Consider the following 16,508-nt stretch of genomic DNA (forward strand, 5'->3'; position numbering starts at 1 on the left):
AAGTGGTGGCGGCGCATAGGATTGACCTCGCTGTTGAAGAGACACCCAAGAAGTGCTTCCTGGTTATTCCCATCTTCGCCCGCCTTTATCCCCGTGGCAGTGAGCGTCGGCGTTCCTGGGGGATGACCTGGATCACCAAGCCGTCCCAACGTGATTTAATAGAAGCTCAGCTCATGGCTTAGCCCCTTCTATGCCCGTTGCCGTCTCGGAGCAATTGCACCGCCTGAAGCATCATAATCGCTGCGCCCTCATCCCCTTTGTCACCGCCGGCGACCCCGATTTGTCCACTACGGCCCAGGCGTTGCGTGTCCTCGATCAGGCGGGGGCCGATGTGATTGAACTGGGGGTTCCCTACAGCGACCCCCTGGCGGACGGGCCGGTGATTCAAGCCGCTGCCACCCGCGCCCTGGGAAAAGGGGTCACCCTAGACCAGGTTTTGGCCCTGGTGCAGGACGTCTCCAGCCAGATTCAGGCGCCCATTATTCTCTTCAGCTACTACAATCCCATCCTCAATCGCGGCATTGAACCCTTCTTGCAAGCCATTGCCCAGGCGGGGGTGCGGGGGTTGGTGGTGCCGGATTTGCCCCTGGAGGAAGCGGATGTGCTGTTACAGCCGGCGCCCTATTACGGCATTGAACTAACCCTGCTGGCGGCGCCCACCAGCCCTCCCGAGCGGCTGGCCGCCATTGCCCGGCGCTCCCAGGGATTTATCTACTTGGTGAGCATCACGGGTGTCACCGGCATGCGCCAGAAGCTGTCGGAGAAGTTGCCCCAGCTTTTGGCTCAGCTCCATCAGCTCACGGATAAGCCGATTGGCGTGGGGTTTGGGGTATCTCGACCGGAGCAGGCCCAACAAATCCGCGACTGGGGCGCCGATGCCGTGATCGTTGGCAGTGCTTTCGTCAAACGGTTGTATGAGGAGGGATTGACTTCGGTGCAGACGTTTTGCCAGCAGTTGCGTCAGGCCTTAGATAGCAAAAATTCATAAACACCGACCGTGCGGTCCAGCATTTTTTCCACGCTGAATTCCCGTAGTAAACGCTGATAACCGGCCTCCCCCAACTGCCGCCGCAAACTCCCATCCAGCAACAATTGACTCACCGCCTGGGCTAGGGCCTGGGGGTCGCCAGGAGGCACCAGTAACCCCGTTTGTCCGTGCACCACAATTTCGGGAATGGCGCCGACCCGGGTGGCGACAATTGGGCGGCGGGCGGCCATGGCTTCCAACAGCACCAGACCAAATCCTTCGTGTAGGGACGTATGCAAAAAAATGTCAAATCCCGCCATCCACTGGGCCGCATCCGGTTGATAGCCCAGAAATTGCACGTAGGGCGTAATGCGCAACCGGTCCGCCAGGGCCATCAGGGATGGGCGCAGGGGGCCATCCCCCAGAATGACCAGCCGCGCCTGGGGTACCTGCCGGTGAATGAGGGGAAAAGCCCGCAGCGCCGTCGCATGGGATTTTTGGGGCACCAAGCGTCCCACCATGCCGATCACCAACGCCTCCGGCTCCCAGGGCCAACAGGGACGTTCCACCAGAGGTGATGGGGTATAGCCATAGGGAATCACCGTGATTTTGTGGGCCGGCACCCGCTGGTACTTCATGTTGAAGGCCTTGAGATGCTCAGAAATGACAATCACATGGTCCATCCAGCAGGTATTCCAGGCAATTAGGGGGCGCATGGGCCAGTACCGCCGGTAGGGGTTGTCGTTGTGGCGGGTGCAGACAATCTTCACCTTGCCTGCCCAGCGGGCCGCCAGAGCACCGTATAAATCGGCGTAGAGCAGGTGGGTATGCACAATGTCGTAACCACCCCGGCGAATGATCCGGCAAATTCGGGGCAGGATTTGGGGTTCAAATTCCGTATAGATGCGTTGGTCAATCACCGGAATACCCTGGGCGATGAGGGCTTGGGTTAAGGCGCTGGGGGCTTCATGGGGTTTGGTGAGGGCCAAGAAAGTAACACTATAGCCCCGCCGTTGCAGCCCCGACAGTAACTGCAACAGGTGCCGTTCCGCCCCGGCAATCGGTCCCGCCCGTTGGATGTGTAGAATTTTGACCATATAATGCCCGGGGGAGGGATAGTTCCTAGCGTATTATGCACCGGATTCCTGCCCAACCGGGTCACTGGTCGGCCAGCACCACTTTAGTTGACCAAACGCCTGCCCCGATTATCTTCCTCACGGCTGCCGATACGGACATCCAAACCCTGGCGCAGGCGGTGGCCCAACTGCCCGCGGATTTCCCGGCCCTGCGGGTGGCTAACTGGTTGCACCTGAGCACCCCCTACAGCGTGGACGCTTACTTTGACCAAGTTTTAAGCCGGGCGCAGGTGGTGGTGGTGCGGCTGCTGGGCGGCTTGGATTACTGGGCCTACGGGGTGGAACGACTCCAGGAACTCACCGCCCAGGTGTGGGTGTTGCCGGGGGATGACCAGGAGGATTGGCGTATCTTCGAGCGGTCGAATGTGCCGGTGCCCGCTGTGCAATATCTCCATCGCTATTTCCGCTGCGGGGGGGTCAGCAACTATCGCCATGCCCTGGAGTTTGTCGCCAGCTACAGCCTGGGTTGGCCGGGTCAACCACCGCCACCGCAACCCCTGCCGGAATGGGGCGCCTATGCCTGGGAAGTCAGACCCTCACTACCGGGGGTGGGGATTGTGTTCTATCGCGCCCATCTGTTGGCGGGCAACACGGGGGTGATTGACGCCTTGTGCCGGGCCCTGTGGGCTAGAGACCTCCAACCCTGGCCCTACTTTGTCCATACTCTGAGCCACCCGGAAACCCGCCAGGCCCTGCAACAGTTTTACCAAGAACATCCCATTGACGTTTTGTGCCTGACAACTGGGTTTTCCGTGGCCCAGTGGCGGGACGAAATCCCCGATTTGGCGTTGTGGGAAGCCTTGAACGTCCCCGTTTTGCAGGTGATTTTCAGCACCGACGAACGGGAGACCTGGCGGCAAGGGGTGCGGGGTTTGTCGCCCCGGGATTTGGGGATGCAGGTGGCCTTGCCGGAGGTGGACGGACGGATCATCACCCGGGCCATTTCCTTCAAAACCCCTCTGCAGGTGCATCCCCAGTTGCAGGTCCCCATTTATCACTACCAACCGGAGGAGGAACGGGTGAACTTCCTGGCGGACTTGGTCCAGGCCTGGGTGCGCTTGCGCCGGACACCCCCTGCCGAGAAACGCCTGGCCATCGTTCTGGCCAATTATCCCACCGAAGACGGTCGCATCGGCAACGGCGTGGGTTTGGATACACCGGCCAGTTGTCTGCAAATTTGGCGGGCGCTGCAAACGGTGGGTTATCGAGTGGGAACACCCCCAACTAGCGGCGATGAATTGATGCACACCCTCATCCAAGGACGCACCAACGACCCCGAATCCGCCATTCGTCCTTACCGGGAAAGGGTGCCTTTAGACCGCTACCGGCAATGGTTAACCACCCTACCCCAGTACCAGGCCATCATCGCCCGTTGGGGGGAGCCGGAGCAGGTGGCCGAGCAGGGGGGCATTCCCGTGTTGGGGCAGCGCTGGGAAAATCTGTTCATCGGCATTCAACCCAGTCGCGGTTATGACCAGGACCCCCGCTTGAACTACCACTGCCCCAACTTAGAACCCACCCACCACTACCTGGCCTTTTACTACTGGTTGCGCTACGAATTTCAGGCCCACGCCGTGATCCATCTAGGCAAACACGGCACCTTGGAATGGCTCCCCGGCAAAAGCGTCGCCCTTTCTCCAGACTGCTATCCAGAAATCGTCTTGGGAACCCTACCCAACTTCTATCCCTTCATCGTGAATGACCCCGGGGAGGGGACCCAGGCCAAGCGCCGCGCCCATGCCGTCATCCTGGACCATTTGACCCCCCCCTTGATCCGGGCCGAATTGTACGGACCCCTGCTACAGCTCGAGCAACTAGTGGATGCCTACTACCAGGCCGAGGCCCTCAACCCGGAACAGCTCCCTTTTTTGACCCAACGGATTCAACAACTGGTGCAAGCCGAGCATCTTGACCAGGACTTGCCCCTTAAAAGCAGCGACATAGGTGAACTGATTACCCAGTTAGATGCCTATTTATGCGAGCTAAAAGAGGCCCAAATCCGGGGGGGATTGCATGTATTTGGGGTATGTCCCGAAGGGGAAAAATTACGGGATTTGGTCATTGCTATCAGTCGCTATCCCGGACCCGGACGATTGGGTTTAACCCAAGCCATCGCCCAGGATTGGGGTTACGCCTTTGATCCCCTAGAACTCACATCCCCAACATCACCATCAGCGGCCACAGCACCAGACCCAGCAGCGCCAATTCCGCCAGTAGAATCACCCCTCCAAAACACAACAGTGCCCGTAGCCCCGGCAACTGGTGTTCCCGACCTACACACCGCACCAGATTCACCACCACCCACAAATTAATGCCCAGGGAAAAGAGCAATCCCAACCGCGGCGACCAAGCCAGGGCACTCTTGGCAGCACCGGTGAGCAGTAATGGCCAGAGACTTTGCGCCACCGCCCCGAAGGTATCCGCCACCGAACCCACACCCCCTAGCCCCTGGGCCACCGTGTGCAGCGCCGCCGACAGCCAAAACCACCCCAGCCCCAGCCCCAGGCCAAAGGCGAAAAACCACCCCAACCAGCCCATCACCGTACTGCCCGTCCAAGCAGCGGCATTGAGGGATAACACCAGGCAGACCAGCACTAGACCGGCCACCGCCACCGGCAGCGAGGGACGCCCCTGGGCAGGTCGAAACCAGCTATTGTACAGCCCTTCCAACAGCTCCATCCCCCTACTCCATCAACGCCAGGGGTACCTTGTGCCACTCGGTCAACCGCCGCCACTGCTGATCCGGAAACCAGCGCTCCAGGCCGAGACGGAAAAATTGCTGCAACGACTCCCGCCAATCCGGGGCCAAATAGTTGCGGATTACCGGGTCTGTCTGGAGGCCAGTCAATTTTTTCACCTGCTCCACTGCATCGTAGTAGTTGCCCAGGGAGTCAATCAATTTGGCCTTTAAGGCAGCGGTGCCGATCAAGATACGTCCGTCAGCCACCCGACGTAATTCTTCGCGGCTGATTTTCCCCTTCCGTCCCTCCAAAATGGCCTCGACGAATTGTTGATAGGACTGATTGACAAAATCTTTCAGCAGATCAATTTCAGTAGGAGTGGTAGGTCGCAAGGGGGAGGCCATATCTTTGAACTGACCGCTTTTGATAGTCACAGTTTGCACGCCAATTTTTTTGAGTAAATCCGTGAGATTTTGCACCTGGAGGATCACCCCAATCGAGCCGGTGATGGTGGAGGGATTGGCCACGATGTGGTCAGCCGCCGCCGCCACGTAATAGCCCCCCGAGGCCGCCACCTCCCCCATGCTGGCCACCACCTTTATATTTCCCTGGCGCCGCACCCGCATCAGTTCCCGGTAAATGGCCTGGGACGCGGCTGCCGAACCCCCTGGGCTGTTGATGCTCACCAAAATCGCCTTCACCTTGTCCCGTTGGGCCCGCCGGATAGCCCGCAAAACCGCCTGGGCCCCCAGGGGCGTTCCACCCCCCAAAGGACTACTCTCCCCCCCAAACGTAATCACCCCGTTGATGGGAATCAAGGCCACATCTGCTGGGCGGGAAGCCACCTCCACCCGCGGTCGCTCCGGCACCTGTGGGGGGATGTTGCCCAACCAGTTGCTTAGGGCCGCCATCACGCAGACCACAATTAGTACCAGGGCGATCAGCCGGTCTTGCCGCCCCATGGGAATCGGTCAACAACGCTGCCCTGATTGTACCCCAACCCCCTACAACCAACCCTTTTGGATCAGCAATTCGGCGATCTGGATAGCATTCAGGGCCGCCCCCTTGCGAATTTGGTCACCGCACAGCCACAACTCCAACCCACAGGGGTGGGATAGGTCCTGGCGAATCCGCCCCACCAACACCGCATCCTTCCCGGAGGCTTCTAGGGGCATAGGGAAGTGGGCCTTTGGCCAGTCCTCAACAACGGTCACTCCCGGACTCCGTTGCAAAATTGCCCGCGCTTGCTCCACCGGAAACGGCTGGGCAAATTCCAGGTTCACCGCCTCCGCATGGGCCCGCAACACCGGCACTCGCACACAACTTGCCGTCAGCCGCAAATGAGGAATCCCCATAATCTTGCGGCTCTCGTGGATCATTTTCATTTCCTCTTGGCAGTAACCCTGGTCATTCCAGGGGCTGTTGTGGGGAAAGAGGTTAAACGCCAAGGGGTAGGGAAACACCTCTGCCGTCAAGGGCTGTTGGTCCAGGAATTGCCGAGTTTGCTGCAGGAGTTCCTGCATGGCCCGCGCACCGGCTCCACTGGCGGATTGATAGGTGGCCACCACCACCCGCTGTAGGGGCTGCACCCGATGCAAGGGATAGATGGCTACGCACAACAAAATAGTGGTGCAGTTGGGGTTGGCAATGAGACCCCGATGCTGGGCCAGGGCCTGGGGATTCACCTCCGGCACCACTAGGGGCACATCCTCCCGGAGGCGGAAGGCACTGGAGTTGTCAATCACCACCGCCCCCTGTTGGACGGCCACCGGTGCCCACTCCCGGGATACCGCCGCCCCCGCCGAGGCCAAAACCATATCCAAACCCGCCAGTTCCTGGGCACTGACCGGGCGCACCGGCAACATCTCCCCTTGAAATGGCAGCGCCTGACCCGCCGAACGGGGCGACGCCAACAGCCGCAACTCCCTGACCGGAAACTGCCGTTCGGCCAACAATTGCCGCATTTCTGTACCCACCGCGCCGGTTGCCCCCAGGATGCCTACTCGGTAACCCATCCCCTAGTCTTGCTCTCCACAGGATAACGCTAAGATACTATATGCCCCATGGAGGCGGTGCAATGAAAATTACCCAGGAATCCTTGCCCAATAGTCAGATTGGTTTACGGGTGGAAATCCCTGCTGAGGAAGTCAGCCGGCGCCACGAAGCCGTCTTTCGCCACCTGTTGAAAACGGTGCGCTTACCCGGATTCCGCCAGGGCAAAGTCCCTGCCCACCTGTTGCGCCAGTACCTGGGGGAAAGCTCCATCTCCGCTGCCGTCGTCGAAGACCTACTCCAACGGGCGATGCCCCAGGCCCTAGAAAAAATTGCCGTGCCCACCATCGGCGAACCAGAGCTGCGGGACTCAGTGGAAACCCTGGTGCAAAACTACCGGCCCGACCGACCCTTTGTGTTTCAACTGGCGGTGGACGTTTGGCCGGAGGTCACCTTAGGGGATTACCAGCATTTGCACATCCGCGCCGAGCAGTTTACCTTCGACCCGGAGTCGGTGGAAAAAATCCTGCAGTATCACCGGCGGCAACGGGCCACCCTGGTCCCGGTGGAACGACCGGCCCAAACCGGGGATGTGGCCATTATTGATATGCAGACCTACCAGGCTACGGACCAGGGACGGGGGGCAGCCGTAGATGAACTAACGGCGCAAGATTTAGAAGTGCGTCTGGACCTGGAAGACAACCGTTTTTTCCCGGAAATCATCGAGGGCCTAATGGGGATGCAGGTGGGGGAAACCAAGGAAATCACCCTGACCACGCCGGCTGATTTCTGGGAAACCTCCCTGGCCGGGCAAACCTTTATCGTGGTGGTGACCCTCAAGGAACTGAAGGAACCGGAATTACCCGAACTGGACGACCTGTTTGCCCAGGCGATTAGCGATTGCCAGACCCTAGCCGAACTGCGGGATTTCCTGACCCAACGGGAACAGCAACGGGCGGAACAAAAGACTCAACAGAGTATTGAAGAGCAGTTGCGGGAAGCCCTGGTGGCGATCACTACCGCCGAATTGCCCCATACCCTGGTGCAACGGCAGTTAAACGACCTCATCCAGGACTTTGCCCAGGCCCTGGTGGAGGGGGGCATGACGCCGGAACAGGTACAGGAGGCCCTGACACCCAACCAGTTGCAGCAGTTGGCCCAACAATTGCTACCCCTGGCCCAGAAAAAAACCAAGCAGTTCCTGGCCCTGAAAACCATTGCCGAACGGGAAAACTTGACGCCCGCGCCGGAGGTAGTGCAAGAACGGATGGCCCAACTGCGTCAACAGGGGGAACTGGCGCAAGGATTGGACGACGCGCAACTCCAGCAGGTGGTGGAAACATCGCTGCGGATGCAGATGGCCCTGGACTGGCTCAAAGAACACGCCGAGATTACCTTTGTCCCCCCGGGAACCCTGGCGGCGCAAACCCAGCCGGAGTCATCCCCAGCGGCGGAGGGTTGAGGCATAATGGGAGACGAGTTCCAGCGGCGGGTTTGTAAGGCGATGATTACCAGTCTGGCCAACGTGCCTCTGATCACCAGCTTGATGGGGGAGATGATTCAGGAGGCGCCTCCCCGTCCCGAAACGGGGCCAAACCTCCAAGAGCGACTGATGCAGGCGCGGATCTTGGTGTTGGGCACCCAGGTCACCGATGCCGTGGCCAATCAATTGGTGGCGAGTTTGTTGTACCTAGACGCCCAGGACCCTACCCAGGACATCAAGTTATTCATCAACTCCCCCGGCGGTTCGGTGACGGCGGGCATGGCCATTTATGACACGATGCAGCAAGTGCGAGCGGACGTCTCCACCATTTGTTTTGGTCTGGCGGCCAGTATGGGGGCGTTTCTGCTGGCGGCGGGTGCTCCCGGTAAACGCTTTTCCATGCCCAGTTCGCGGATTATGATCCACCAGCCTCTTGGGGGCGCGCAAGGGCAGGCCATTGACATTGAAATCCAAGCCCGGGAAATCCTTTACCACAAGCGCCGGTTAAACGAATTGCTTGCGCAGCACACGGGCCAGCCCTTTGAGCGGATCGAGGCGGATACGGACCGGGACTTTTTCATGTCGGCCAGTGAAGCCCGGGAGTACGGTTTAATTGACCACATCCTCACCCGCGAGACCCTCTATCCCGCGGCGGCCGCCTAAACCATCTATCGTCTGTCTGGGGAGGGTTTATGTCCCGCTATGATGGTCACCTGAAATGTTCCTTCTGCGGCAAATCCCAGGATCAGGTCCGCAAACTGATTGCTGGGCCGGGGGTGTACATCTGCGACGAGTGCGTGGAGTTGTGCAACGAGATCCTGGAGGAGGAATTATCCGAAGCCCGCAGTACGGCACCGGCGCCCAAACGCAAGCCCGCAGCCAGTCGTCCGGCTGTAACCGCCAATTGGGGTCCCCTCCCCCGCCCCCAGGAGATCAAGCAGTATTTGGACCAGCACGTCATCGGCCAGGAGGAGGCCAAGAAAATCCTGTCGGTGGCGGTTTATAACCATTACAAGCGCCTGCGGGCGGAGTCCCAGGGCAATGACGACGGGGTAGAACTGCAAAAGTCCAACGTGTTGCTCATTGGGCCGACGGGGTGCGGCAAGACCCTTTTGGCCCAGACGCTGGCGAAATTGTTAGACGTGCCCTTTGCGGTGGCGGATGCGACGACCCTGACGGAAGCGGGCTACGTGGGGGAGGATGTGGAAAACATTTTGCTCCGCCTGTTGCAGGTGGCCGATATGGATGTGGAGCGGGCGCAACAGGGGATTGTGTATATTGATGAGATCGACAAAATTGCCCGCAAGAGCGAGAATCCCTCCATCACCCGGGATGTGTCCGGCGAGGGGGTGCAGCAGGCCTTGCTCAAAATCCTGGAGGGCACCATTGCCAATGTTCCTCCCCAGGGGGGCCGCAAACATCCCTACCAGGAATGCATTCAAATCAACACCAGTAATATCCTGTTTATTTGCGGCGGGGCCTTTGTGGGTTTGGAGCGGGTGATCGAGCAACGCCTTGGTCGCAAAACCATGGGGTTTCTCCTAGAGGATTCCCCAACGCCTTTGCCGGATAAGGGCCAGCGCACTTCGCTGCTGCGGGAAGTGGAACCCGATGACCTAGTGAAATTTGGCATGATTCCCGAATTCACCGGGCGGATTCCGGTGATTGCCGTCCTGGACCCCCTGGACGAGGAGGCGCTGGCGGCCATTTTGACCCAACCCCGCAATGCCCTGGTCAAGCAGTACCAGAAATTGATGCGCATGGACAATATCGAGTTAGAGTTTGAACCGGAGGCCCTACAGGCGATTGCCCGGGAGGCCTACCGGCGGAAAACGGGGGCACGGGCGCTGCGCAGCATTATCGAAGAGTTGATGTTGGATGTGATGTACGAGTTACCGTCCCGCCAGGATGTGGCCCATTGCCGGATCACCCGGGAGATGGTGGAAAAACGTTCAACGGCGGCGGTGCTACTGCATCCCACGGCGGCCCGCTCCCGTCTGGCCTAGGGTTGTCCCCCCTAGATTAGCCTGGCCGGGGTATCTGGTGCTTGACTTGACCCCTTGTAGGGGTGGCAGGTTGCTGTCCTGGAGTGGCGAAGGGGTTAGTCAGCCCACTCCTACCGGAGGACTCCCCTCGAAAGTCCCTGCTGTCGCCCTTGGTCAAGGCTCACGAGCATGGAGGGATTTGAACCCCCGACCACCAGACCCGGAATCTGGTGCTCTATCCACTGAGCTACATGCCCCTAAGCTTCCAGTGTAGCAATTCGATAGTTGCACTGGCGCACTGCTATCATACCAGGTAGTTCAGGTTTAGGTACGGTCCATGGGTGTACGTTTTTGGCGGTCTTGGTGGCAACGGTTGGTGGTCCTGGGGGCGATTGTGGGATTGGTGGTTCTGGGGGCCGTCGGTTTATCCCCAGCTCAAACCCCGGCGAATCCCATTGGGGTTGATCCCCTGGATATAGCCGTGTCTCCCCCCAAGCTGTTGAGTATGGCCGGGGGCAGGCGGTTGATGGATGAGGCGGCCCAGGCGATTGCCCGCAACGACTACAAGACGGCGATTACCAAGCTCCAGGACGCCCGCCAGGTGTTTAATCAGCTCTCGACCTTTCACTCCCAGTTGGTGAGCAGTTTTACCGGGATTGATAACCAGGTGGCGGACAGTCAACGGCGTCGGGCAGCCGAGGCGGCGGAAATGCGGGACCAGGCGACCTATCAACTGGCGCTCGTCCACCGGGCCCAGCAGGAACCGGACTTGGCCGTACCCCTGTTGGTGCAAATTATCCGTAGCCAGCAGCCGACGCGGGAGTTGGGGCAAAAAGCGTACCAGCAGTTGCTGGAAATCGGGTTTGTGGATGTGCCATTCCCCCGCTTTGGCGACACGGGTCCCCGACCACCGGCTACCCCTGCCCCCCAGCAACAGCAACCGAACCGCCCAGCGCCATCTCCAGCGCCCCGCTGATGCCAGAAGCCGGTCGCCCCAGTTGGGATGAATACTTCCTGATGCTGGCGAAGTTGGCAGCGACCCGCTCGACGTGCTTGGCCTTGCCGGTGGGGGCGGTGATCGTCAAACAACGGCAGGTCTTGGCGACGGGTTACAACGGCCCCCCCTCCGGTTCCCCCCACTGCACCGCCCAGGGCTTCTGTTACCCCGGCCTACCCCGCTGTGACCTGAGCCGTTCCTTGCCCTCCCGCGCCATCCACGCCGAAGCCAATGCCATTGCCCAGGCGGCCCGCTACGGCATTTCCACCGAAGGCGCCACCATCTACGTGACCCTAGCCCCCTGTTTGGCTTGTTTGAAGCTCATCATTTCGGCGGGGATTCGGGAAGTGGTCTATGAAACCCCTTTCCACGGGGATAATACTCTGCAGGAGAGCTTCATCCGCGAGGGTTTGCTTCGCATGCGCCAAGTTCAGATCGACCCGGCCGTGACCGCCAGGGCCATCCGGTTTCTCCAGGGGGAGACCTCCCTCCTGTTGCCCCAGGAAGCCTAGAATCCCGCTTTCCCCCGCAGGAGCATGGCCATCTCGTTGGGTTTGGGGGAGGCCTCTAGAGCCGTCTCTTCCGTGATCCGTCCCTCCTCGTAGAGGCGCAGCAGGCACTGGTTCATGGTGCACATGCCATCCAGGGTGGAGCGGGGAATCAGGTTCTCAATCTCGTCCACTTCGTCCCGGCGGATGTAGTCCTTGATGGCGTCGGTATTGATCATAATTTCGTGGATGGCCGTGCGTTTGCCATCGGTGGTGCGCACCAGGGCCTGGGCAATCACCGCCACCAGGGTTTCCGCAATCTGCACCCGCATAGGGGGTTGCTCCGACGGCTCGTACAGGTTGAGGATCCGGTCAATGGTTTTCACCGCACTATTGGTGTGCAGAGTGCCGAACACCAGGTGACCGGTTTGGGCAGCCTTCAGGGCAATGTTGACCGTCTCCCGGTCCCGCATCTCCCCAATCAGAATGATGTCCGGGTCCTCCCGCAAGGAGGCTTTTAGGGCGTTTTCAAACTTCAAGGTGTGAATGCCCACCTCCCGCTGGCGGATCAGGGATTTCTTGCTGAAATGCACAAATTCCACCGGGTCCTCAATGGAGATGATGTGTTTGGGAAGGGTCTGGTTAATGTAGTCCACCATGGCTGCCAAAGTGGTGGATTTCCCGGAACCCGTCGGTCCGGTCACCAGAATCAATCCCTTCTGGTAATGGCACAGGTCCTTGAAAACCGAGGGCAATCCCAACTGATCAATGGTGAGAATTTTCAAGGGAATGAGACGCAACACCAAAGCCGGCCCCCGCAGGGAAATAAACAGGTTAATGCGCACGCGAATCTCGTCGCGGAAGGTGCAGGCGCCGTCAAATTCCATGTTTTTGCGAAAGAGTTCGATCTGCTCCGGCTGCAACATTTCCGCAAGCCAGCGGTCGTAGGTTTCCAGGTCGGTCACCGGTAGGTCTTCCACGATTTCCATAATTCCCCGCTTGCGGAATCGGGGCCGCTCGTTGACGCCGATGTGGATGTCCGAGGCCCCCTCTGCTTGGGCGCGAAATACCAATTCCTCCATTGAGGGCACCCGGGGTCCGCTGGCTTTGGCTACCGGTGGCGCAACGGTTCGTGGGGGTGGCACCGGGGGAACGGGGGGCGGTGGTGGAATCGGCGTCGTGCTCATAACGTGCACCTGGACAGGGGTCTTGTTTACTGTACCCAGATCGCTCCTCGATTTTAGCCTGCCCTGGGGAAATCGCCTAATATTAAAGGCAGCGGCGCAGTATAAACCATGGTAACCACCTCCCGGAAGTAGTCCTTGGCTGAATATTTGGAATACGATGACGGCACGGATACCCGCTATAAGTTGGTCAAGGGGGAGCTGGTACCGCTAGTGCTGCCGACAGGACGATATGTGGCGCTTTGCCAACCTCTGGAACGCCTGCTAGAACAGGAAATTCAGGGGTTAGGGACGGATTGGTTGGTTGGGCGGGGCGATGGGGGAGTATGCCTTCCCCGAGGCGTCGGCTTGGCCACGGTGCGTATTCCCGACTTGGTGGTGATTCCCCAGGACACCTGGGCGCAATGGCAAGAGAAGGTAGCGGTGATCGACTGTGACCTTCCCCCGCCCCTGTTGGTCATCGAGGTCGTCAGCCCTTCCACCCGCGACACGGACTACCGCACCAAACGCCCCGAGTATGCGGCCTGGGACATTCCGGAGTACTGGATTGTGGACCCCCAGGAGGAGACCCTCACCGTCTTGATCAACCGGGATGGCTGGTTTGATGCCCAGACCGATAGCGGCGACCGACGGTTACAAACTCTCACCTTTGCTGACGCTGCTTGGACACCTTGGCCGGTTTTGGCCGTTTAATCCCGTGCTGACCAGTCTGATAGCCCTCATTCTCCTGGGATTACTGGCAGGGCAAACCGCGCAACGCCTGCATGTACCGGCTTTGGTGGGGATGGTGCTGGTGGGGATGCTGCTGGGACCGCCGGGGTTGAATCTCCTCAGTCCTGACCTGCTGGCTGGTGCAGAGGAGGTGCGGGCGATCGCGGTGATGGTGATCCTGATGAAGGCGGGACTGGGACTCGACCGGGAGAAACTGCGGCAACAGGGTACGGTGGCCCTGCGACTGGGGTTTTTGCCGGCTTTGGGGGAAGCGCTGGTGGTGGCGGCAGCCGCAGTGGTCCTGCTGGGGTTTGATTGGCTGCAGGGGTTGCTCCTGGGGTGTGTGCTGGGGGCGGAATCGCCGGCGGTGATCGTCCCGGGCATGCTGCGGCTCAAGAGTTTGGGATGGGGGGTGGACAAGGGCATTCCCGACGCCATCCTGACGGGCAGCGCTCTGTCGGATGTGTTGTTGCTGCTGCTGTTTAACCTGCTGATGGCTTGGTTGACGGCCCGGTCGGCTGCCGGGGTCTGGTGGTTGCCGGTGCAGGTGGTGGTGCAGGTGGGGCTGGGAATTGCCCTGGGCTGGTTGATGGCCCAGCTGCTGGTGGCCCTGCTGGTCAAACAAAACTGGACCCAGAATGCTGTCCAGGACGGGTTGCTCACGGCGGCCTTGGCCCTGGCTTTGGTGGTGGGGGCAGAGCAGTTTCCCTGGTACTCCGGCTATCTGGCGGTGATGGCCACCGGCTTTTTTCTCATCGAATTGGATGCCCCCTTGGCGCGGCGGTTGCGGGGGAGTTTTGACGGGTTGTGGGTGGGGGCGGAACTGTTCTTGTTTGTCCTGCTGGGGGCGAGTATTCAACTGGGAGTCCTGGCGGAGACCTGGCGCGTGGGGTTGGTGATTTTAGCGGTGGGTACATTGCTGGGACGGGGGGCCGGCTGGTGGCTCTCCACCTGGGGCAGCAACTGGAATGGGCGAGAGCGGCTGTTTTTGCTGGCGGGCAATTCGGCCAAGGCCACGGTCCAGGCGGCGATTGGGGCGTTACCCCTGGCGGCAGGCCTCCCCAGCGGCGAGCAAATCCTGGCCCTGGCGGCCCTGTCTATCCTGGTGACGGCGCCCTTAGGAGCCTGGGCGATTTCCACCTTTGCGCCCCGTCTGCTCGCCCGGGGGACCGTTGACCCCACCAAAGTCACCGTGGGCCAACCGGTGGTCCTGCTGGCGGCGGTGGACGTTTCCCCTCTGGCTATCGCCGTCCTCACCAAAGCGGCGGAACTGGCGCGCCGGAGTGATGGCCGGGTGGTGGTGCTGCATGTGGTGCAAAGGGCGGACCCCCAGGGCATGGCCTGGCTGCGCCAACAGGTGGAACGGCTCCTAGCGGACATTCGCCACGAATTGCTCTATCTGGAAGGGGCGGTGGTGGAAACCATCCTGCGCACAGCCGAAACGGTGGGGGCCACGGAAATTGTCCTGGGCAAACGGGGACAGCGCCAGGAACTGCTGGTGGGTTCGGTTTCCCGGGCCGTCTTAGAAAGCAGCCCCTGGCCAGTGGTGGTGGTGGAAGAAACCCGCTAGCTAAGATTTGGCAGCCGTTTCCGCCTGATGCACCAGGTAAATCTGCCGCAGGGTGCCATTGATAAACCGGTAACTCTCTTCGCCGCAGTAGCGTTTGGCCAGCTCCACCGCTTCGTTCATAACCACCGCCACCGGCGTTCCCAAAAACACCATTTCCGCCGTCGCCAAGCGCAAAATATCCCGCTCCATGCGGTGCAGCCGTTCCAGTTGCCACCCCTTGATCCCCCGCCGCATCAGGTCGTCAATGGCCTGCCGATGGACCCACCAGGTTTGCAGCAACTGTAGGGCAAACTGTTGCACCTCCGCCTGTCCCGCCAGGTACACCCACTCCGGCAGGTGGGTCGCCGTCCCCAGGTGATTGATCGCCGTCCGGGTGGCCTCCATCGCTTCCTGTAGGTGAGCCTGGGCGCTGGCTGGGTGGAATTCCAACCGTTCGTAGGCCCGTTTCAACGTACTGCTGGCCTGTTCCAGGACCTCCTCCAACTCCTGGGTCAAGGTGCGAATGGCCGCCAAGAGCAAATCCGCCAGGGGTACCTCCTTGCCCGGGTCCACCTGACTCAGGCCCAGCAGGGCCAACTCCCGCGCCACCCGCCGTGGTTGCATCAGACCCGCTCCGAAGGAAGCAACGACTCTGGACGACCGCCCAACGTGGGGTTGACGATGCCCCCGGAAATGAGCAGCTTAAAGGCGTCCTCTACCGAAATGGGCAACGGCACGATGTCCCGCTCCGGTACCATGGCATACCAGCCCGTAGCCGGGTTTGGCGTTGACGGAATAAATACACTGACCAGGGTCTCTTGACGGGGCACCGGCAACGACCGTTCAATCACCTCCCCCGGCGTCCCCGTGACAAAGGCCACCGCCCACACATCCCGGCGCGGGTATTCCACCAGCACCACCCGGCTGAATTTCTGCCCTGAATCCCGCAGCAGGGTTTCCAGCAACTGCTTGAGTGTCTTATACACCGACCCCGCTAGGGGGATTTGCTGCAAAATCTGCTCCCCCACGTTCAGCAGCCAGCGTCCCACGATGTTGCGGGCCATCAGACCGATGAGCAAAATGCCCACCAACGGCACCGTCAGCCCCACACACAAATTCACCAAATCCTGCAACAGGGGCGGTAAATGCAAGGGGTTCAACTGCTTAGGAATGCGGGTCAACAACCGGATCACCCAATTGGCGGTGACAAAGGTAATCCAAATGGTAGTCGCCAGGGGAATCACCACCAGCAACCCCGCGATCAGATCATTCTTCAAATCCTGCTGCCACGTGGACATAGGCCGCCTTGTTCACCACCTTGTGTGTTTGAACCTA

Annotated in this window: 15 protein-coding genes, 1 tRNA gene and 1 pseudogene; 9 read left to right on the plus strand and 8 right to left on the minus strand. The window is 60.1% G+C overall.

Annotated elements, in window-relative coordinates:
- Nucleotides 1-190 precede the first annotated feature (190 nt).
- Nucleotides 191-988, plus strand: a complete 798-nt coding sequence (trpA, locus tag Q6L55_02595) for a tryptophan synthase subunit alpha (GenBank protein MEN9257608.1) — start codon at nt 191-193, stop codon at nt 986-988.
- Here trpA and Q6L55_02600 read toward each other — a convergent pair.
- Entirely contained in the window at nt 961-2,064 is a 1,104-nt protein-coding gene (locus tag Q6L55_02600) for a glycosyltransferase family 4 protein (GenBank protein ID MEN9257609.1), read from the minus strand. The genes trpA and Q6L55_02600 overlap by 28 nt on opposite strands.
- A gap of 35 nt (nt 2,065-2,099) precedes the next feature.
- Here Q6L55_02600 and cobN point away from each other — a divergent pair.
- A pseudogene (gene cobN, locus Q6L55_02605) lies at nt 2,100-4,202 on the plus strand (cobaltochelatase subunit CobN).
- A 52-nt stretch (nt 4,203-4,254) separates the two neighbouring features.
- On the opposite strand, the gene Q6L55_02610 reads toward cobN, so the two are convergent.
- The 3 genes from Q6L55_02610 to Q6L55_02620 are packed head-to-tail and all read right to left on the minus strand — an operon-like array spanning nt 4,255 to nt 6,799.
- A complete protein-coding gene (locus tag Q6L55_02610; protein ID MEN9257610.1) occupies nt 4,255-4,782 on the minus strand; it encodes a YIP1 family protein in 528 nt (175 codons plus the stop codon).
- Between the two features lie 4 nt (nt 4,783-4,786).
- Nucleotides 4,787-5,746, minus strand: coding sequence for a signal peptide peptidase SppA (gene sppA, locus Q6L55_02615; protein ID MEN9257611.1), 960 nt, complete (start codon nt 5,744-5,746; stop codon nt 4,787-4,789).
- Nucleotides 5,747-5,788: 42 nt separating this feature from the next.
- The gene (locus Q6L55_02620; GenBank protein MEN9257612.1) at nt 5,789-6,799 is read right to left on the minus strand and encodes an aspartate-semialdehyde dehydrogenase; all 1,011 of its coding nucleotides are present in this window, start codon (nt 6,797-6,799) and stop codon (nt 5,789-5,791) included.
- Between the two features lie 62 nt (nt 6,800-6,861).
- Here Q6L55_02620 and tig point away from each other — a divergent pair, with 62 nt between their 5' ends.
- From tig to clpX, 3 genes are all read left to right on the plus strand, one after another.
- Complete coding sequence (gene tig / locus Q6L55_02625) at nt 6,862-8,238, plus strand: trigger factor (protein ID MEN9257613.1); 1,377 nt, start codon at nt 6,862-6,864, stop codon at nt 8,236-8,238.
- An 84-nt stretch (nt 8,239-8,322) separates the two neighbouring features.
- Nucleotides 8,323-8,922 (plus strand): ATP-dependent Clp protease proteolytic subunit, encoded by a 600-nt coding sequence (locus Q6L55_02630; GenBank protein MEN9257614.1) that lies wholly within the window; start codon nt 8,323-8,325, stop codon nt 8,920-8,922.
- A 29-nt stretch (nt 8,923-8,951) separates the two neighbouring features.
- Nucleotides 8,952-10,265 (plus strand): ATP-dependent protease ATP-binding subunit ClpX, encoded by a 1,314-nt coding sequence (gene clpX, locus Q6L55_02635; protein ID MEN9257615.1) that lies wholly within the window; start codon nt 8,952-8,954, stop codon nt 10,263-10,265.
- Between the two features lie 163 nt (nt 10,266-10,428).
- Here clpX and Q6L55_02640 read toward each other — a convergent pair.
- Nucleotides 10,429-10,501: transfer RNA gene (locus tag Q6L55_02640), tRNA-Arg, on the minus strand.
- Nucleotides 10,502-10,581: 80 nt separating this feature from the next.
- Between Q6L55_02640 and Q6L55_02645 the strand changes: the two genes are divergently transcribed.
- The gene (locus tag Q6L55_02645; GenBank protein ID MEN9257616.1) at nt 10,582-11,220 is read left to right on the plus strand and encodes a hypothetical protein; all 639 of its coding nucleotides are present in this window, start codon (nt 10,582-10,584) and stop codon (nt 11,218-11,220) included.
- On the plus strand, nt 11,220-11,753 hold the full coding sequence (locus Q6L55_02650; GenBank protein ID MEN9257617.1) for a dCMP deaminase family protein: 534 nt from the start codon (nt 11,220-11,222) through the stop codon (nt 11,751-11,753). The genes Q6L55_02645 and Q6L55_02650 overlap by 1 nt, the downstream gene beginning before the upstream one ends.
- Here Q6L55_02650 and Q6L55_02655 read toward each other — a convergent pair.
- Nucleotides 11,750-12,916: a type IV pilus twitching motility protein PilT gene (locus Q6L55_02655; GenBank protein MEN9257618.1), complete on the minus strand. Its 1,167-nt coding sequence runs from the start codon at nt 12,914-12,916 to the stop codon at nt 11,750-11,752. The genes Q6L55_02650 and Q6L55_02655 overlap by 4 nt on opposite strands.
- Before the next feature lie 135 nt (nt 12,917-13,051).
- On the opposite strand from Q6L55_02655, the gene Q6L55_02660 reads away from it, so the two are divergent.
- Together Q6L55_02660 and Q6L55_02665 are read left to right on the plus strand one after the other, a co-directional pair.
- Entirely contained in the window at nt 13,052-13,606 is a 555-nt protein-coding gene (locus Q6L55_02660) for a Uma2 family endonuclease (protein ID MEN9257619.1), read from the plus strand.
- A gap of 4 nt (nt 13,607-13,610) precedes the next feature.
- Entirely contained in the window at nt 13,611-15,194 is a 1,584-nt protein-coding gene (locus tag Q6L55_02665; protein MEN9257620.1) for a cation:proton antiporter, read from the plus strand.
- Here the strand turns inward: Q6L55_02665 and nusB are convergent, their stop codons facing one another.
- Both nusB and Q6L55_02675 read right to left on the minus strand, forming a co-directional pair.
- The gene (gene nusB / locus Q6L55_02670; GenBank protein MEN9257621.1) at nt 15,195-15,797 is read right to left on the minus strand and encodes a transcription antitermination factor NusB; all 603 of its coding nucleotides are present in this window, start codon (nt 15,795-15,797) and stop codon (nt 15,195-15,197) included. It abuts the gene before it with no gap.
- On the minus strand, nt 15,797-16,471 hold the full coding sequence (locus Q6L55_02675; GenBank protein MEN9257622.1) for a DUF502 domain-containing protein: 675 nt from the start codon (nt 16,469-16,471) through the stop codon (nt 15,797-15,799). Before Q6L55_02675 ends, nusB begins: the two co-directional genes overlap by 1 nt.
- Nucleotides 16,472-16,508 lie beyond the last annotated feature (37 nt).

This window comes from Gloeomargarita sp. SRBZ-1_bins_9, assembly GCA_039794565.1.
Taxonomy (GTDB): Bacteria; Cyanobacteriota; Cyanobacteriia; order Gloeomargaritales; family Gloeomargaritaceae; genus Gloeomargarita.